Raw genomic sequence first — 17741 nt, forward strand, 5'->3', positions numbered from 1 at the left:
GGAGGCTCGCCGTTCGTCACACGGGCCACGATCGTCACACTCAACGGGAGGAGACCGTCCCATGCCCACCACCGTGCAACGGCTCTCAGCGGAGTTCCTCGGCACCTTCGTGCTCGTCTTCGGGGGGTGTGGCTCGGCCGTGCTGGCCGCGACCTTCCTCTCCGGCGACGTCCAGCTCGGCATCGGGTTCTTCGGCGTCGCGATGGCCTTCGGCCTGACGGTGCTGACGATGGCCTACGCGGTCGGTCACCTCTCCGGTGGTCACTTCAACCCCGCCGTGACCCTCGGCCTGGCCGCCGGCCGGCGCTTCGCGTGGCGCGACACCGGCGCCTACATCGCCACCCAGGTGGTCGCCGCGATCGTCGCCGCCGCCGTCCTGTGGGTGGTCGCCAACGGCGTCGACGGGTTCTCGGCCAAGGACTCGGGCTTCGCCACCAACGGCTACGGCGACCGGTCACCCGGCGGCTACAACCTGCTCGCATGCCTGGTCATCGAGGTGGTGCTGACCGCGGTCTTCCTGTTCGTGATCCTCGGCGTGACCGACACCCGCGCCCCCAAGGGCTTCGCCCCGATCGCGATCGGCCTGGCGCTCACGCTGATCCACCTCGTGAGCATCCCGGTGACCAACACCTCGGTGAACCCGGCCCGCTCGATCGGCCCGGCGCTCTTCGCCGGGAGCGACGCGATCTCCCAGCTGTGGTTGTTCATCCTGGCGCCGATCGCCGGTGGGTTGCTGGCCGGCTACGCGTACGCCGCGGTGTTCGCGTCGGGCGGCGAGGTGCCGCTGGAGGAGTCGGTCGAGGGCTGACCCGGCCACCCGCGGAAGACGAGGGTTACCCCGGTACCGCCGCCACGCCGCCCGGGGGTTGGCTGGTCCCGAGACCGTCGCCGACCCTCGGGAGCCGCCGTGCTGCGCCGTACCCTCTCCGCGCTGTCCCTCGCCGTGGCCGCCCCGCTCGCACTGGTCGCGGGCACGTCGGCGCCGGCCGCCGCGGCGCCGTGCTCCGCGCCGCTGACCACTGCGATCGCCGACCTGACCGTGGCGGCAGAGGTGCGCACCGGCTACAGCCGCGACCTCTTGCCGCACTGGGTGGACGCCGACGTCGACATCGACCACATGGTGCCGCTGGCCGAGGCGTGGGACTCGGGTGCTCGCTCGTGGACCACCGCGACCCGGCGGGCCTACGCCAACGACCTCGGCGACTACCGCACGCTGGTCAGCGTCACCGACAACGTCAACCAGGCCGACAGTGCCGAGAAGTCGGCCGTGCAGTCGCTCGCAGCGACCTGCACGAGCTCCACGATCAGCGTCACCCTGGCGAGCTGACCGACCCGGTTTCCGCACACAGGCACGACGTCCGGGACGGTCGTCCACAGCGGCACCGCGGGGGTGCGCCGCTGGCGGGCGGCCGTCCCTAGCGTCCTCGTCGTGGCCGGACCCGCCGGCCACCTCGTCGATCGGGGGTTCCCTGTGTCTGTTTCCGGCCCGTCTGTTCCCGCACCGCCTGTCTCCGCGGCCTTCCGTCCGGTCCGCCTCGTGGTGGTGCTGGCGTGCCTCGCCGCCGCCGTGGCGGTCACCCTGGCCGCCCAGCCCGGCTCCGCCGCCGGGCGCGGCTGGACACCGCCGCCGGACACCATCGTCCGCGTCACCGGCAACGCACAGGACGGCTTCGGCATTCACCACTACGACGGCAGCGCGCTGTTCCCGCCCACCGACTCCGAGGCGATCGCGGAGTGCAACGAGTACGACACCCGCGTCGCCCGGGTGCGGTGCCGGGTCGGCGTCCGTGTGTGGTACCGCGACCTCGCCGACCTCAAGCAGGCGCTGCGCCTGGCACACCGGTCGTAGGCACGGTGCCCGTCCTCCACCGCCCGGTCGAGCGCCGCCGCCGGCGTCTGGCACGATCGGGGGCATGGAGGCGCAGCCGCTCGACCGGGCGTGGACCCGAGGCCGCACCTCCCTCGCCGCACGGGTGCACCGGCTGCACGACAAGTCCTGGCAAGTGGCCCAGTGCGCGGTCGCCGCCGGGGTCGCCTGGCTGATCGCCGCCGACCTGCTCGGCCACGACACCCCGTTCTTCGCGCCGATCGCGGCCGTGCTCAGCCTCGGCACGTCCTACGGCCAGCGGCTGCGCCGCGTGGTCGAGGTCGCGATCGGGGTCGCGCTCGGCGTGCTCGTGGGCGACCTGGTGGTGCAGGCGATCGGGGTGGGCGCCTGGCAGCTCACGCTGATCGTGGGCACCGCGATGGCGGTCGCGTTCCTGCTCGACGGCGGGCAGCTCTTCGTCACCCAGGCGGCGGTGCAGTCGATCGTGGTCAGCACGCTGCTGCCCGACCCCGACGCCGGGCTCACCCGGTGGACCGACGCGCTGATCGGTGGCGCGGTGGCCCTGGTCGCGGCGACCGTGGTGCCGGCCGCGCCGCTGCGCCGGCCGCGGGAGCAGGCCGCCCTGGTGGTCCGCAAGGTCGCCGACCTGCTACGGGCCGCCAGCGGCGTCATGGTCGACGGGGAGGTGGAGCCGGCGATGGCGCTGCTCGCCGACGCCCGGTCCACCGACTACCTCATCCGCGAGCTGCAGTCGGCGGCGGACGAGGGCCTGTCCGTGGTCGCGTCGTCGCCGTTCCGGGTGCGACATCGTGGCGGCATGCGGCAGATGTCGGAGCTGGTCGACCCGCTCGACCGGGCGCTGCGCAGCACCCGCGTGCTGGTCCGGCACACCGCGGTCTGCGCCTACCACCGCCGGCCGGTGCCCCGGTCCTACGCGCTGCTCGCCGCGGACCTCGCCACCGCCTGCGACCAGGTCGCCGTCGAGCTCGAGAACAACCGGATGGCGGTCGAGGCTCGCTCCGCGGTGCTCGCCGTGGGCGAGGCGACCGGCGAGGTGGACCGGGCCGAGGAGCTCTCGGCCGACGCGATCCTGGCCCAGCTCCGCTCGGTGGTCACCGACCTGCTGCTGCTCACCGGCATGGACTCGCTGGAGGCGACCGACTCGTTGCCGCGGCCCCGGAGCTGAGCCGTGGCCGAACCCGGGACGTCGCAGCGTGACTGGGTCCTGCACGTCGACCTCGACCAATTCATCGCGGCCGTGGAGATCCTGCGCCGCCCCGACCTCGAGGGGCTGCCGGTGGTGGTCGGTGGGCGGGGCGACCCGACCGAGCGCGGCGTGGTGTCCACCGCGTCGTACGCCGCCCGGGAGTTCGGCGTCGGCTCGGGGATGCCGTTGCGGCTGGCCCGGCGCAAGTGCCCGGACGCGGTGTTCCTGCCGGTCGACGGGCCGGCGTACGACGCCGCCTCGGCGGAGGTGATGGCCGCCCTGCGGTCGCTGGAGTGGGGCGGGGTGCCGGTGCTGCTGGAGGTGCTCGGCTGGGACGAGGCGTTCCTCGGCGCCGGTCCGGGTCACGGCGACCTCGGTGACCCGGTGGCGTTCGCCGGCACGATCCGCGAGGCGGTGCTGGAGGCGACCGGCCTGCACTGCTCGGTGGGCATCGGCGACAACAAGCTCCAGGCCAAGATCGCGACCGACTTCGGCAAGCCACGCGGGGTCTATCGGATCAGCGACGAGACCTGGTTCGCCGAGATGGGCGACCGGCCGACCGACGCGCTGTGGGGGATCGGGGGCAAGACCCGCAAGAAGCTGGCCGCGCTGGGCATCGAGACCGTCTCGCAGCTCGCGACCACGGACGCGGCGGTGCTCGCCGCGGAGCTCGGGCCGACGATGGGCCCGTGGTTCCGGCGGCTCGGCCGCGGTGTCGACAGCAGCCCGGTCGACCCGACGCCGTACGTGCCGCGCGCGCACGGCCGCGAGACCACCTTCCAGACCGACCTCGACGACTGGGACCGGGTGGCGGCGGAGGTGCGGGCGCTGACCGCCCGGGTGGTCGCCGACATCGACGCCGAGGGCCGGCCGGCCGAGCGGGTCGGCATCAAGGTGCGGTTCCGGCCCTTCTTCACGGTCTCGCGGAGCCTCACCCTGCCCGGCCCGACGAACGACCCGGCGGTGCTGGCGGACGCGGCCGTCTCCCTGCTGGACCGGCTCGACGAGCGGGACCGCGATCGTCCGGTCCGGCTGCTCGGCGTCCGCCTGGAGATGGTGACCCCGGAGGGTGGCTACCCGAAGTAGTCGCTGCTGGTCGACCAGCTTCGTGCGGTCAGCCGGCCAGGCTGTCCCGGAGCTCGGTGACCACCGAGTCGACGACCGCGACCAGGTCGAAGGAGGTCCGCTCGGCGACCGCCCGCTGCCGCTGGTACGACGCGCCCCGGCGCGGGATGTCGGCGACCGCCCGCAGCTCGTCCTCGCAGCCGAGCCGCCGGGCCACCGGGGAGAGCCGCTCGAGGAGGTCGTCGAGGTCGTCGGTGATCAGCCGCTCGTGGGAGCGGGCGTCGAGGATGATGATCGCGTCGAGCCCGTAGCGGGCGGCGCGCCACTTGTTCTCCTGCACGTGCCACGGCGGCATCGTCGGCAGCTCCTCGCCGGACGCGAGCCGGGTGTCGAGGTCGACGACCAGGCAGTGCATGAGCGCGGTCAGCGCCCCCATCTCGTGCATCGTCGAGATGCCGTCGCAGATCCGGTTCTCCAGGGTGCCCAGCTTCGTCGAGGGACGCAGGTCCCAGCGGATCTCCGAGAGCTCGTCGATCACCCCGGTGGTCAGCTGGTCGTGCGCGAACGCCTCGAACTCGTTCCAGGTCTGGAACTGGAACGGCAGACCGGCGGTCGGCAGCTGCTGGAACATGAGTGCCCGGTTGGAGGCGTAGCCGGTGTCGACGCCGGCCCAGATCGGGGACGACGCGGAGAGCGCCTGCAGGTGCGGGTAGTAGTTGAGCAGCGAGGACAGCACCGCCATCACCCGCTTCTTCTCGGGCATCCCGACGTGCACGTGCACGCCCCAGATCAGCATCTGCCGGCCCCACCACTGGGTCCGGTTGATCAGCTCCTCGTAGCGGTGCCCGGCGGTCAGCTGCTGCGCCGACCAGGCCGCGAACGGGTGGGCGCCGCCGCCGAAGAGGTCGACCCCGACCTGGTCCGCGGCCGGCAGCACCACCGCCAGCGAGTCGGAGAGGTCGGCGACCGCCTCGGCGGCGTTCTCACAGACGCCGGTGACGATCTCGACGGTGTTGCGCAGCAGCTCCTTGTGCAGCTTGCCCTCGTTGGCGAGCCGGTCGTGGGCGGCGGCGAACAGGTCCGCGGCGGAGTTCGAGAGGTCCCGGGTCTCCTTGTCGACGAGCGCGAACTCCCACTCCACGCCGACGGTCGGCCGCGGCGAGGAGCGGAAGTCGAGCTGCACACGAAAAGCGAACCACACCCGGAGCGGGCGCCGGAACGGTCGATGTCAGCATGGGGTCCATGCAGGAGGCGCGGACGATCAACCTGACCATGGACTTGTGCCTGCGGATCGGCGAGATGCTGCTGTCGTCCGGGGCCGGCGCGGCCGACGTCACCGCCACCATGCAGTCGGTCGCCCGCCACCTGGGGCTCCGCAACCCGGTCATCGACGTGACCTTCACCAGCCTGTCGATGGGCTACTCGATCTCCTCCGAGGAGGCGCCGCTCGCGCTGTTCCGGCAGGTGGTCCAGCGCGACATCGACTACGAGGACCTGACCAGCGTCGACGGCCTCGTGCGCGACGTCCTCGACGACGAGGTCGACCTGATGGAGGCGCGCGCCGTGATCGCGAGGATCGCGTCGTCCGGCCACCACCGGAGGCGCTGGCTGGTGACGGCCGGGTACGGCGTGATGTGCGCCGGCGTGGCGCTGATGCTCGGCGGAAATGCGGCCGTGATGGCGGTCGCCACCACGGCCGCGGTGCTGATCGACCGGCTGCAGCTGGTGATGTCGCGTCGCCGGCTGCCGTTCTTCTACCAGCAGATCGCCGGGGCGGCGGTGGCCACGCTGCTGGCCGTCGGTGCCGCCGCGCTGGAGGGCAGCGTCGACCCGTCGCAGGCGATCACCGCGAACATCATCATGCTGCTCTCGGGCATCGGCTTCATGGGCGCTCTCCAAGATTGCCTGACCGGCTACTACGTCACCGGCGGCGCCCGGATGATCGAGGCGCTGCTGGCGACCTCCGGCATCATCGCCGGGGTCAGCGGAGGCCTCGCGGTCGCCGACATCGCCGGGGTCTCGATCGGGCGGCTGGAGCCGGGCAGCACCTCGCTGATCGGCCTGTCCCTGATGGCGCTGGGTGCGGCGGTCTCGGCCGCAGCGTTCGCATTCTCGGCGTACTCCCCGAAGCGGGTGATGCTGCCGATCGCGCTCATCGCCGGCGCCGCGATGGTGATCTCCCAGGTCGTCGAGACCAGCGGCTTCGGCCGGACCTGGTCGGTCGGCCTGGCCGCGTTCTTCATCGGCCTCGTCAGCTTCTCGGTCTCCACCATGGTGCGGGTGCCGCCACTGGTCATCGTGGTGTCCGCGATCGTCCCGATGCTCCCGGGCCTCTCGATCTACCGCGGCCTCTCCCTGCTCGGCGACGACGGCGACTCCGCCGGCGGGATCCTGGCCCTGGTCACCGCGGCGTCGGTCGCGATCGCGCTGGCCGCCGGCGTGATCCTCGGTGAGTACGTCGCCCAGCCGCTGCGCCGCGAGGCCCGGCGGCTCGAGCGCCGGCTCTCCGGCCCCCGCCTGGTCGGCCCGTTCCGCGCGCGCACGAACCGGTAGGCCCCAGGGATTCCCCGGGCGCCCGGGGAATCCCTGCCCGGGCACGGAATGCTTTCCCCGCCAGGGCAGCAATTTCCCCGACCCGGCCCGGGTCAGGTGCGCAGGGTCGCGACCTGCTCCAGCCAGGCGGCGGGGGACCCGTCGTACGGCGGCACCCGGCGCTGCACGGCCCCGAGAACGTGGTCGCACGAGTGCGTGGCGTGCACGACCAGCGGGGTCGGGTAGTCGTAGGCGATCCGGTGCTCGGCGAACTCGTCCTCGTCGTCCACCCAGACCCGGCCGGTGGTGCCGCGGACCACGTCGAGGTCGAGGTCGACGGCGCGGAGGACGGTGCCGTCCCAGTGCGGGGGCGTGGTGATGTCGACGTACACCTCGACCTGGCCGCCGCGGGCGTGGAACGTCGCGAGCCAGCCGCGCTCGGCGGCGGCGGCGGCCGGGACCAGGCCGACCTGGTCGACCGGCGCGACGTACTCCGCGCCGGGCCGCGACATGTGCGTGCCGCCGGGGATGCCGAGCCAGTCGCCGTGCTCGTCGGTGCCGAGCAGGACCGCCGCGAACTCCCAGTGCGGGCGCTCGCGCCACTTCGTCATCACGACGTCGACGCGGGTGCCCGGGGGCGGGGGGACCTCCTGCATGGGGCCATCCTGACGCCCCGGGCCTGAACTCAGGGGAGGACGCGCCTGCTGCCCCGCGCGACGACGTCCTGGTAGCGGCTGCCCAGCAGCTTGGCGGCGTGGTGGATCAGGTGCGCGTCGAGCCCGACCAGCACCCGGGCGCGATTCTTGAGGATCCCGTCGACGATGACCGAGGCAGCCTTCTCCGGCGACATCCTGGCCAGCTTCTTCTCGAACAGCTCGTCCACGGCCGGCCCGTCCACGCCCTCGGTCTTGCGCCCGTTGCGGGAGATCCCGGTCCGGATGCCGCCGGGGTGCACGCAGGTCACGCCGACCGGGTGGCCGTCGACGAGCATCTCCTCGCGGAGCGCCTCGGTGAAGCCGCGGACGGCGTACTTCGACGCGTTGTACGTCGACTGGCCGGGCATGCTGACCAGCCCGAACAGCGAGGAGATGTTGACCACGTGCCCGTCCCCGCTCGCGATCAGGTGGGGCAGGAACTCCTTGGTGCCGGTGACGACGCCCCAGAAGTTGATCCCCATGATCCACTCGAAGTCGTCGTAGGAGATCTCCTCGAAGTGGCCGGTCATGGTCACGCCGGCATTGTTGACCACCACGTTGACCCGACCGAACTGCTCGGCCACGGCCGCGGCGTAGGTCGCGAACGCGGCGCGGTCGGACACGTCGAGCCGGTCGGCCCGCACCTCGGAGGCCCCGGCCTCCTTGACCAGCTCCACGGTCTCGGCGAGGCCGGCCTCGTCGATGTCGGAGATCGCGACCAGCGCGCCGCGGCGCGCGACCTCGACGGCGAGCGCCCGTCCGATGCCGGAGCCGGCGCCGGTGATGACCACGACCTTGTCGTTCAGGGTCTTCATGCGAGGACGTCCTCTCGTGCGTGGGCCGGGGTGGTCGGGTGCGGCGCGGTCACGTCGTACGCCGCGGAGTCGAAGCGGGAGAGCAGCCGGCGCATGGTGAACGTGGCCCGCGGCCAGAGGACCGTGTTGCGACCGTGCTCGTCGAGGTACCAGCTCGCACAGCCCCCACGGTTCCACACCGTGCGCCCCATGCGCTGCTGCAGGTCGGCGTTCCACGTGTCCTGGGCGTCGCGACGCGGCTCGACCGCCGCGTAGTCGTGGGCCCGCATGGTCCGGATCGCGTCCCGGACGTAGGCGAGCTGGGACTCGATCACGAACACCATGCTCGAGTGCCCGAGGCCGGTGTTGGGGCCGACGACCTGGAACAGGTTGGGGAAGCCGTGCACGGTGGTCCCCTTGTACGCCGCCATCCCGCCCTCGCTCCACACCTCGGCCAGGCTGCGCCCCTCGCGCCCGACCACGTGCTGCGCGATCGGCTGGTCGGTGGTGTGGAACCCGGTGGCCACCACGATCACGTCCACCGGCCGCTCGACGCCGTCGGCGGTGACGATCGCGTCGCCGGTGACCTTCACGATCCGGTCGGTGACCAGGTCGACGTCGTCGCTGGCCAGCGCGGGGTACCAGGTGTTCGAGATCAGGATCCGCTTGCAGCCGATCTCGAAGTCCGGGGTGACCCGCTCCCGCAGCTCCGGATCCGCGATGCCCTTGCGGATGTTGGCCAGCGCCAGCTGCTTCGCCGGCCAGGCCAGCCTCGGCTGCCGCGTGAAGCCGGGCACGTAGGTCTCGCGGCCCCAGTAGATCGCGGTCCGGTAGGCACGCTGCACCACCGGCAGGTGCCGGAACGCGAGCCGCTCGAGGCGGGTGTAGGCGCGGTCGTTGCGCGGGATGACGTACGGCGCGGTGCGCTGGTACACGTCGAGGTGGCCGGCGACCTTCCGCACCTCGGGCACGATCTGGATCGCCGAGGCGCCGGTGCCGATCACCGCGACCCGCTTCCCGGCCAGGTCGACGTCGTGGTCCCAGCGGGCGGAGTGGAAGATCTCGCCCTGGAAGGAGTCGATGCCGTCGATGTCGGGCAGCCTCGGCTCGGACAGCCCGCCGGACGCGGTGATCAGTGTGGTCGAGGTGACCTCGCGACCGTCGGAGAGCCGCACCCGCCAGCACTGCGCGGCGTCGTCCCAGGCCGCGTGCTCGACGGCGGTGCCGAACCGGAACCGGTCGAGCACGCCGGACTCGGCCGCGACCCGCCGGAGGTAGGCCTGGATCTCCGGCTGCGGTGAGAACGACATCGACCAGTCGGGGTTGGGCGCGAACGAGAACGAGTAGAGGGGGCTCGGGACGTCGCAGGCCGCGCCGGGGTAGGTGTTGTCGCGCCAGGTGCCGCCTACCTCGGTGCCCTTCTCGATCACGAGGAAGTCGTCCTCGCCGTCCTCGGCAAGGGTGATCGCGGTACCGAGGCCGCCGAAGCCGGCGCCGACCACGAGGTGCTGCACGTGCTGCGAACCGGGCGCGCGCCGCGGCTGGGGAGGGGTCATGCCGGTCACGGTAGGCATGCTATTGAACGTCCGTCAACAGAATCGGCCGCATTTGTTGAACGACGTTCAGTAGGATCCGGCCCATGACGTCCAGCCCTCGCGTCCGGATGACGCCGGAGAGCCGGCGCGAGCAACTGCTCGACCTCGGGGTCACCCTGCTCGCGACCCGGTCGCTGGATGAGCTGTCGATCGAGATCCTCGCCGAGGAGGCCGGGATCTCGCGCGGGCTGCTCTACCACTACTTCGGCAACAAGCACGACTTCCACGAGGCCGTCGTCCGCCGGGCCGCGGAGGACCTGGTCGCGATCACCGCCCCCGGCGGCGAGGGGGACCTGGCCGCCCGCCTGACCTCCTCGATCGACCGCTACCTCGGCTGGGTCGAGGCCAACCACGAGGGCTACGTCTCACTGGTCCGCGCCGCCTCCGGCGGCAACGAGCGGCTGCGCGAGATCTACGAGTCGACCCGGTCGGCGCTCACCGACCGCATCTTCGACGCCGCCGGCGCCGAGGGCCTCGCGTCGCTCGGCATCACCGACTCACCCGGCGTGCGGCTCGTGGTGCGGGGTTGGGCCGCGCTGGTCGAGGAGGTCGTGCTGTCGTGGGTCGAGGACGATCGCGGGGTCTCCCGCGAGGCCCTGGTCGGGTCGCTGACCGCCAGCCTGGCCGCGCTGCTGGGCGTCGCGCCTTCCTGACTTCCCGGTCAGGCCCGCGGACCGCGCGCAACGTAGGTGGGTATCCCGGGTCTTGTCCCGGTGTCCTCACGTCCTCCGCTGCGTAGGTTCTCGACCGGCGCCGGTGGTCGGCGCCCTGCAGGACGTCCCCGTCGACGAGCCGAGGAGGTGGACCGTGGACTCGCTGGCTGCTGCACCGGTGCTCGCGGGCATGGTCTCGACCGTCCTGTTCGTCGGCAGCTACCTCCCGATGCTGGTCAAGGCGTTCCGCACCCGCGACCTCACGTCGTACAGCCTCGGCAACCTGGTGCTCGCCAACGTCGGCAACGCCGTGCACTCGGTCTACGTCTTCAGCCTGCCGGTGGGGCCGATCTGGTTCCTGCACGGGTTCTACGTGCTCGGGACGCTGCTGATGCTGGTGTGGCACCGGCTCTTCGTCCCTCGTTGACTTGTCGAGCAGACAAGTTACGGTCGGGGCGTGGCCTACGAGAGCGAGTACCCACCGTTCTACGTCACCGTCGACATCGTCGTCCTGGCGATCCGTGACGGCCGGCTGAACGCGCTGGCGATCCGCCGCGGTCCGGGCCACGACGAGGGCAAGTGGGCGCTGCCCGGTGGTTTCGTCGGGATCGACGAGGACCTCGAGCCGGCCGCGCGCCGCGAGCTCGAGGAGGAGACCGGCTTCAGCGTGCACCGGGACGCCCTCCAGCAGGTCGGCACGTACGGCGCCCCCGACCGCGACCCGCGCTACCTGCGGGTGGTCAGCGTGGCCTGGCTGGCCGCCGTACCCGACGCCTCGGCGGTGGTCGCCGGCACCGACGCCGCGCACGCCGAGTGGCGGCCGGTCGACGACCTGCTCGCCGAGGACCTCGCCTTCGACCACCACCGGATCCTCGCCGACGCCCGCGACCGTGCCCGCGTGCTGGTCGACAGCCCACCGCCCGGCACCCGCCCCCTGGCCGCGGCGTTCCTGCCGTCCGACGAGTTCAGCCTGTCCAGGCTGCGCTCGGTCTACGAGGCCGTCCTCGGGCGCGAGCTGGACCCGGGCAACTTCCAGCGCCGGGTGAAGACCACCCAGGGGCTGGTGACGCCGACCGGCCGCCGCGAGCCCGCCGCCGGAGGCCGAGGCCGCCCTGCCGAGCTGTTCCGGATCCGGGGCTGACCGGTGCCCCGAGTCAGGGCGCCGAGAGTAGGTTCGGGGGCAGCGAAGGGAGGACGGCCGTGATCGAGCTGACCAAGGGCCAGGAGCTCGTGCTGGTCACCGACGACGGGACGCCGTTGAAGCGGATACGGATGGGCGTCGGCTGGGACAAGGCACGCAACGCCGGGTTCGCGGGCACGGGTGCCCCGGACATCGACCTGGACGCGTCCGCGGTGTCGTTCGGGGACGGCCAGCTCCTCGACGCGGCGTTCTACAACAACCTGACTTCGCGCGACGGCTCCGTCGTGCACCTCGGCGACAACCTGACCGGCAGCGGCGAGGGAGACGACGAGGAGCTCACCGTCGACCTCGAGAAGGTGCACCCGCGGATCGACACGATCGTGTTCCTGGTCAGCAGCTACCAGGGCCACGAGCTCGAGTGGATCCGCAACGCCTACTGCCGGATCGTCGACGAGAACGACGTCGAGCTCGCCCGGTTCACGCTCACCAACGGCGTACCGGAGACCGGCATGGCGATGGCGAAGCTGTCGCGTGACGGCGACCGTTGGCGGCTCCGAGCGATCGGCGAGGGGATCAAGGTCAAGGTGCCGACCGAGTCGGTCGCCGCGCTGCGTCCGTACCTCTGACGGCCCCCGCCCGGCGGGCGGTGGTTTCGAGACGCTCGCTGGCACTCGCTCCTCAACCAGCGGAGAGCTCCTCGACCAGCGCCGGCGAGGGGCGGAAGATCCAGAGGCGCATGGCCAGGAAGCGCATCAGGGTGACCAGCAGGTTGGCGACGGTGAGCACCAGCACCTCGACGACCGGGTGCGGGGTCGCGGACCAGGCGTGCAGGACGGCGAGGGAGCCGCTGGTCATGGCGAGGCCGGCGCCCAAGACGGCGAGGCCCTGGACCTGGTGCCGGACGAGGTGCTGCGGGCCGCGGACGCCGAAGGTGAGCCACCGGTTGGCGGCGGTGTTGCCGACCGCGGTCACCAGCAGCGCCAGCAGGTTCGCCACCTGGCCGCCGGTGACCTGCCGGAACAGCAGGTAGAGCACGGCGTACGCGATCGTGGAGGCGATCCCGACGCAGACGAACAGCGCGACCTGGGTGCCGGTGCGGCCGGCGGCGGCCCGAGACTGCGTGCGACCGAGCTCGGTGGAGACCGTGGCCAGGGGGAGCCGACCGGTGAGCAGCGACCAGCCGAGCCGGCGGATGCCGCGCAGGTCGTCGAGCGCGGTCCGGAGCACGTCGACGCGGGAGTCGGGGTCGTCCACCCAGTCCACCGGTACCTCGTGGATGCGCAGCCCGGACCGCTCGGCGAGCACCAGCAGCTCGGTGTCGAAGAACCACGTGTCGTCCTGGACCAGCGGCAGCAGCGCCTGCGCCGCCGGACGCCGGATCGCCTTGAACCCGCACTGCGCGTCGGTGAACCGGGCCCGCAGCGTCGAGCGGAGCAGCACGTTGTACCCCCGCGAGACCAGCTCCCGCTTCGGGCCGCGCACGACGCTCGACCCGCGGGTCAGCCGCGACCCGATCGCCAGGTCGGAGTGCCCCGACAGCAGCGGCGCCACCAGCGGCAGCAGCGCGTTGAGGTCGGTCGACAGGTCGACGTCCATGTAGACGAGCACCTCGGCGGTCGACTCCGACCACACCCGCTTGAGCGCCCGGCCGCGGCCCTTCTCGGACATCGTCACCACCCGTACGCCGGCCAGCTCGCGCGCCAGCCGCCGGGCGATGATCGGCGTCGCGTCGGTGCTCGCGTTGTCCGCGACCGTCACCTGCCACGACCAGGGCAGCCGCTCGAGGTGCCGGGTGACCCGGTGCACCGTGTCGGCCAGCGCGGCCTCCTCGTTGTGCACCGGGATCACCACGTCGAGCAGCGGCGCCTCCTCCGCGAGCGGCTCCGCCGCGCTCACTTCACGCCGCCTGAGAGGTCGTAGACGGTGACGCCGTCGACGGTGGTCGCGGTGAAGCTGTCTGCCACCCACTCGGCGATCTGGGACGCGGTGCCGGAGCCTCCGCCCATCCCGCCGGGACCGCCGCCGATCCCGCCGCCACCGGCGATGAACCAGTGGATCGCGCCGTTCGCGACGTACTCCTGGAACTCCGCCAGGGTGGGGCTCGGGTCGCTCCCGTTGAAGCCGCCGATCGCCATCACCGGCTCGCCGCTGGCGAGCTGGTAGCCGGCCGCGCTGTTCGCACCGACCACCGCGGCCGACCAGGTCCACGACTCGGCGTCCGCGCGGAGCATCGCGGTCAGCTCGGCGGTCGACGTCGACCCGTTCAGCAGCCCGCCGACGCCGCCGTTCCCGGTTCCCCCGGCCCCGGTTCCCCCGGCCCCGGTTCCCCCGGCCCCGGTCCCACCGGCCCCGGCTCCGGGAGCATTGCCGGGCATGGCCCCGCCGGGGCCGCCCCGCATCCCGCCCGGGAACCCGCCTGCGGACACCGGTCCGGCCGAGGGGATCGAGCCGGTGTGCGGCGTGGCGGCCGTCTCGAGCGAGTACGCCGCGGGGGCGGCGAGGCCGGCCAGCAGCGCCACCGTCGCGACCACGGTCCCGACCCGGCGCGGCAGGTGCCGGACGCCGGCCAGCATCAGCGCGGCCGCGAAGCCGATCGTGGCGATCAGGTACTTCAGCCACGGCATCCAGCCGTCGCGGTCCAGCAGCACGAACGCCCACGCTGTCGTGAAGGCGGTGGCGAACGCCAGCGTCGCCGCCGCGGTGTACGACGCACGCTGCCGCCACAGCACCCAGCCGCCGATCGCGACGAGCCCGCCGATCGCGGGAGCCAGGGCGACCGTGTAGTAGGCGTGGAAGATCCCCGCCATGAAGCTGAACGTCACCGCGGTGACCACCAGCCAGGCCAGCCACAGGGTCAGCCCGGCCCGCACCAGCCGGCGGGCGTCGGCGCCGACCTCGAGCCGCCGCGCGAACCACAGGCCGGCGACGCCGAGCAGCAGCGCGGCCGGCAGCAGCCACGCGACCTGGCCGCCGATCTCGGAGTCGAACATCCGCCAGATCCCGGTCTGGCCCCAGCCTCCGCCGCCGCCGACGGACCCGGTCTCGTCACCGGTGAGCCGGCCCAGGCCGTTGTAGCCGAGGGTCAGCTCCAGCACGCTGTTGGACTGTGAGCCACCGATGTACGGCCGTGACGACGCCGGCCACAGCTCGACGATCGCGACCCACCAGCCCCCGGCCAGCACCAGCGAGCCGAACGCCACCAGCAGCGGCACGACGCGGCGCGCGAGCGGGATCCCGGCCCACAGCAGGTAGGCCAGCGCCAGCGCGGGCAGCACCAGGAACGCCTGGAGCATCTTGGTGAGGAACGCCAGACCGACCAGGGCACCGCCGAGCGCCAGCCAACCGGTCCCCGCCCGGCCGGTCGCGGACACCTCGACCGCCCGGGTGGTGGCGTACGCCGCGCCGACCATCAGCAGCACCAGCAGCGCGTCCGGGTTGTCGAACCGGAACATCAGCGTCGCCACCGGCGTCAGCGCCAGCACCGCGCCGGCGAGGATCCCGGCGGCACCGGACCCCGTCGTACGGCGGACGGTGGCGTGCAGCAGCGCGACCGCCGCCACGCCCTCGAGTGCCTGGGGGACCAGGATCGCCCACGACGACAGCCCGAACAGCCGCACCGACAGCACCATCGGCCAGAGGCTGAGCGGGGTCTTGTCGACGGTGATCGCGTTGGCCGCGTCGAACGACCCGAAGAAGAACGCCTTCCAGGACTCCGACCCGGCCTGCACGGCGGCTGCGTAGTAGGAGTTCGCCCAGCCGGACGCGCCGAGCCCCCAGAGGTAGAGCACGGCGGTGCCGCCGAGCAGCAGCGCCAGCGGGAGGTGGCGGCGTACGGCGGCCGCGTCCACGCGCGACCCGGCGCGCGCGGCCCGGGCCGCGCGCGCCGGGGGAGAGGTGGTCTGGGTACGGGTGGGCGCGGTCGGCGCCGTGGTCGAGAGGTCCATGCCAGCCACCGTCGACGGCCGCGCTGGGTGGCCCGTGGGGTGCGGCTGTCAGTCCCCTGTGAGCGGCAGGTCGATGACGAAGGTCGTCGAGCCGGGCCGGGAGTCGAGGCGTACGGCGCCCCCGTGCGCGGTCACGATCGCCTGCACCAGCGACAGCCCGAGGCCCGCGCCACCGGGGTGGGCGTCCCGGGTACGGGCGCTGTCGCCGCGGGTGAACCGCTCGAAGGCGTGCCCCGCCAGCTCCGGCGGGAAGCCGGGGCCGTCGTCGTGGATGGTGATCCGGACCGGCTGCCCGGGGTGGCGGTCGCCGGGCCGGACGCCGACGGTGACCGTGGTACCGGGCGGGGTGTGCCGGCGGGCGTTGCCCAGCAGGTTCGTGACCACCTGGTGCAGCCGCGCCTCGTCGCCGGTGACCTCGACCGCCTCGTCGGGCAGGTCGAGCCGCCAGTGGTGGCCCGGATCGAGCACCCGGGCGTCGGAGACCGCCTCGAGCAGCAGCCGGGTCAGGTCGACAGGTCGCCGCTCCAGCGGACGGCCGGCGTCGAGCCGTGCGAGCAGCAGCAGGTCGTCGACCAGCGACGACATGCGGCCGGCCTCGGACTCCACCTTCTCCAGGGCGCCGAGCAGCGCGGCCGCGTCCTCGGGGGTGCGCCGCGACAGCTCGGCGTACCCGAGGATCGTGGCCAGCGGGGTCCGCAGCTCGTGGGAGGCGTCGGCGACGAACTGGCGCACCTGCTGCTCGCTCTCGTGCCGGGCCTCGAGCGAGGTCTCGACGTGCGTGAGGAGGGTGTTCAAGGCGGCACCGACCTGGCCGACCTCGGTGGCCTCGTCGGTGAGCCGCTCGGGCACCCGGGGGCTGACGTCGACCTCACCGCCGGAGAGCGGCAGCCCGCTCACCTCGTGCGCGGTGGCGGCGACCTCGCGCAGCGGCGCGAGCTGGCGGCGGACGAGGATCGACCCGACCGCGGCCGCGGTCAGCACCCCGGCCAGCGCCAGCAGCAGCTCCCACCAGATCAGCGAGGAGATCAGGTTGTCGACCTCGCGCGTCGGCAGGCCGGTGACCACGGTGCCGCCCGGAGTCTGCACCCCGGTCACCCGGTAGCTGCCCACGCCCGGCAGGTCGACGGTGTGCACGCTGCCGTCGGCGGGCACGGCCTGGAGCGCGGCGAGCGCCTCGCTGGAGAGCCGCTTCTCGTCCTCGGTGGTGAGCACCTGCCCCACCGTGCGGCCGTCGGGCATGTACACCGCGGTCAGCGTGCCGACCCCTTGCCGGGCGATCGGCCGGATGTCGTCGCGGTCGCCGTCCGGAGCGAGCGGAGGTGCGGGGCGGTCGTGGTCGCGGTCGTCACCGAAGTGGGAGTCGCGGTGCAGCGCGGCCGTGACCTCGGTGTCGAGCTGGTTGGTGAGGTAGGCGCGCATCGCCAACGTCGTGGTCACCCCGACCAGAAGCGAGATGACCGCGACCAGCAGCACGGTGGTCAGCACCAGCCGCGAGGTCAGGGAGGCGGGCAGCTTCATGGCTTCAGCACGTAGCCGGCGCCGCGCATCGTGTGGATCATCGGCTCGCGCCCGGCGTCGATCTTCTTGCGCAGGTAGGAGATGTACAGCTCGACCACGTTGGCCTGGCCGCCGAAGTCGTAGTTCCAGACCCGGTCGAGGATCTGGGCCTTGGACAGCACCCGGCGCGGGTTGCGCATGAGGAACCGCAGCAGCTCGAACTCGGTGGCGGTCAGCGTGATCTCCTCGCCGTCGCGGCGTACCTCCCGGCTGTCCTCGTCGAGGGTCAGGTCGCCGACGGTGAGCACGGACTCCTCGCGGGCCGCCCGGGCCCCGGCCCGGCGGAGCAGCCCGCGCAGCCGGGCCACCAGCTCCTCGAGGCTGAACGGCTTGGTCACGTAGTCGTCCCCGCCCGCGGTCAGGCCGGCCACCCGGTCCTCGACCGAGTCGCGGGCGGTGAGGAAGACGACCGGTACGTCGGGCGCGAAGCCGCGGATCCGGCGCAGTACCTCCATGCCGTCGAAGTCCGGCAGCATCATGTCGAGCACCACGGCGTCGGGCCGGAAGTCCTTCGCCGCCGCAACCGCCTTCGACCCGGTGTGCGCCTGCTGGGTCTCCCAGCCCTCGTAGCGCAGGGCCATGCTGATGAGCTCCGCGATGTTGTGCTCGTCGTCGACGACCAGGACCCGGAGCGGGCTGCCGTCGGGACGCGTGAGGGGCGGGGGTGTCTGGGAGCTCATGCGGTCACCGTCTCCTGTGCGCTTGCCGTCAGCCTGTCACGTTCCTGTGC

The 17741-nt window shown here is 72.8% G+C and carries 18 protein-coding genes; 10 read left to right on the forward strand and 8 right to left on the reverse strand.

Annotation, left to right across the window (positions count from 1 at the left end):
• Positions 1 to 61 precede the first annotated feature (61 nt).
• The 5 genes from aqpZ (at position 62) to EKO23_RS12145 (ending at position 4121) form a co-directional block, all read left to right on the forward strand.
• The gene (gene aqpZ, locus EKO23_RS12125) at positions 62 to 808 is read left to right on the forward strand and encodes an aquaporin Z (protein WP_134717606.1); all 747 of its coding nucleotides are present in this window, start codon (positions 62 to 64) and stop codon (positions 806 to 808) included.
• Between the two features lie 99 nt (positions 809 to 907).
• Complete coding sequence (locus EKO23_RS12130; RefSeq protein WP_134717608.1) at positions 908 to 1327, forward strand: GmrSD restriction endonuclease domain-containing protein; 420 nt, start codon at positions 908 to 910, stop codon at positions 1325 to 1327.
• Positions 1328 to 1537: 210 nt separating this feature from the next.
• On the forward strand, positions 1538 to 1849 hold the full coding sequence (locus tag EKO23_RS12135) for a hypothetical protein (protein WP_175582690.1): 312 nt from the start codon (positions 1538 to 1540) through the stop codon (positions 1847 to 1849).
• A 64-nt stretch (positions 1850 to 1913) separates the two neighbouring features.
• Positions 1914 to 3014 carry an FUSC family protein gene (locus EKO23_RS12140; protein ID WP_134717610.1) on the forward strand — a complete coding sequence of 367 codons (1101 nt, stop codon included), beginning with the start codon at positions 1914 to 1916 and terminating at the stop codon, positions 3012 to 3014.
• A 3-nt stretch (positions 3015 to 3017) separates the two neighbouring features.
• Entirely contained in the window at positions 3018 to 4121 is a 1104-nt protein-coding gene (locus tag EKO23_RS12145) for a DNA polymerase IV (RefSeq protein ID WP_134717612.1), read from the forward strand.
• A 28-nt stretch (positions 4122 to 4149) separates the two neighbouring features.
• Here EKO23_RS12145 and EKO23_RS12150 read toward each other — a convergent pair whose 3' ends face one another.
• Positions 4150 to 5283, reverse strand: a complete 1134-nt coding sequence (locus EKO23_RS12150; protein WP_134717614.1) for a glutamate--cysteine ligase — start codon at positions 5281 to 5283, stop codon at positions 4150 to 4152.
• 59 nt (positions 5284 to 5342) lie between these two features.
• Between EKO23_RS12150 and EKO23_RS12155 the strand changes: the two genes are divergently transcribed.
• The gene (locus tag EKO23_RS12155; RefSeq protein WP_167880440.1) at positions 5343 to 6653 is read left to right on the forward strand and encodes a threonine/serine exporter family protein; all 1311 of its coding nucleotides are present in this window, start codon (positions 5343 to 5345) and stop codon (positions 6651 to 6653) included.
• Positions 6654 to 6745: 92 nt separating this feature from the next.
• Here EKO23_RS12155 and EKO23_RS12160 read toward each other — a convergent pair whose 3' ends face one another.
• From EKO23_RS12160 to EKO23_RS12170, 3 genes are read right to left on the reverse strand one after another with little or no spacing between them, the layout of a single operon-like run.
• Positions 6746 to 7288: a ribonuclease FAU-1 family protein gene (locus EKO23_RS12160; RefSeq protein WP_134717618.1), complete on the reverse strand. Its 543-nt coding sequence runs from the start codon at positions 7286 to 7288 to the stop codon at positions 6746 to 6748.
• 29 nt (positions 7289 to 7317) lie between these two features.
• Positions 7318 to 8142 carry an SDR family NAD(P)-dependent oxidoreductase gene (locus tag EKO23_RS12165; RefSeq protein WP_134717620.1) on the reverse strand — a complete coding sequence of 275 codons (825 nt, stop codon included), beginning with the start codon at positions 8140 to 8142 and terminating at the stop codon, positions 7318 to 7320.
• A complete protein-coding gene (locus EKO23_RS12170) occupies positions 8139 to 9677 on the reverse strand; it encodes a flavin-containing monooxygenase (RefSeq protein ID WP_217702596.1) in 1539 nt (512 codons plus the stop codon). Before EKO23_RS12170 ends, EKO23_RS12165 begins: the two co-directional genes overlap by 4 nt.
• Positions 9678 to 9760: 83 nt before the next feature.
• On the opposite strand from EKO23_RS12170, the gene EKO23_RS12175 reads away from it, so the two are divergent.
• The 4 genes from EKO23_RS12175 to EKO23_RS25265 all read left to right on the forward strand — a co-directional run bounded on the left by EKO23_RS12175 (position 9761) and on the right by EKO23_RS25265 (position 12136).
• Positions 9761 to 10369, forward strand: a complete 609-nt coding sequence (locus EKO23_RS12175; RefSeq protein ID WP_134717624.1) for a TetR/AcrR family transcriptional regulator — start codon at positions 9761 to 9763, stop codon at positions 10367 to 10369.
• A gap of 154 nt (positions 10370 to 10523) precedes the next feature.
• Positions 10524 to 10796, forward strand: a complete 273-nt coding sequence (locus EKO23_RS12180) for a hypothetical protein (protein ID WP_246051054.1) — start codon at positions 10524 to 10526, stop codon at positions 10794 to 10796.
• A 30-nt stretch (positions 10797 to 10826) separates the two neighbouring features.
• Entirely contained in the window at positions 10827 to 11510 is a 684-nt protein-coding gene (locus EKO23_RS12185) for an NUDIX hydrolase (protein WP_134717626.1), read from the forward strand.
• A gap of 59 nt (positions 11511 to 11569) precedes the next feature.
• The gene (locus EKO23_RS25265) at positions 11570 to 12136 is read left to right on the forward strand and encodes a TerD family protein (protein WP_167880441.1); all 567 of its coding nucleotides are present in this window, start codon (positions 11570 to 11572) and stop codon (positions 12134 to 12136) included.
• Between the two features lie 52 nt (positions 12137 to 12188).
• On the opposite strand, the gene EKO23_RS12195 is transcribed toward EKO23_RS25265, so the two are convergent.
• The 4 genes from EKO23_RS12195 to EKO23_RS12210 are packed head-to-tail and all read right to left on the reverse strand — an operon-like array spanning position 12189 to position 17691.
• Positions 12189 to 13406, reverse strand: a complete 1218-nt coding sequence (locus tag EKO23_RS12195) for a bifunctional glycosyltransferase family 2/GtrA family protein (RefSeq protein ID WP_134717630.1) — start codon at positions 13404 to 13406, stop codon at positions 12189 to 12191.
• On the reverse strand, positions 13403 to 15454 hold the full coding sequence (locus EKO23_RS12200; RefSeq protein WP_134717632.1) for an ArnT family glycosyltransferase: 2052 nt from the start codon (positions 15452 to 15454) through the stop codon (positions 13403 to 13405). The genes EKO23_RS12195 and EKO23_RS12200 overlap by 4 nt, the downstream gene beginning before the upstream one ends.
• Before the next feature lie 48 nt (positions 15455 to 15502).
• The gene (locus tag EKO23_RS12205; protein ID WP_134717634.1) at positions 15503 to 16972 is read right to left on the reverse strand and encodes a sensor histidine kinase; all 1470 of its coding nucleotides are present in this window, start codon (positions 16970 to 16972) and stop codon (positions 15503 to 15505) included.
• Entirely contained in the window at positions 16969 to 17691 is a 723-nt protein-coding gene (locus EKO23_RS12210) for a response regulator transcription factor (RefSeq protein WP_134717636.1), read from the reverse strand. Before EKO23_RS12210 ends, EKO23_RS12205 begins: the two co-directional genes overlap by 4 nt.
• Positions 17692 to 17741: the final 50 nt, after the last annotated feature.

The sequence above is a fragment of the Nocardioides guangzhouensis genome, from assembly GCF_004519545.1.
Classification (GTDB): Bacteria; Actinomycetota; Actinomycetes; order Propionibacteriales; family Nocardioidaceae; genus Nocardioides; species Nocardioides guangzhouensis.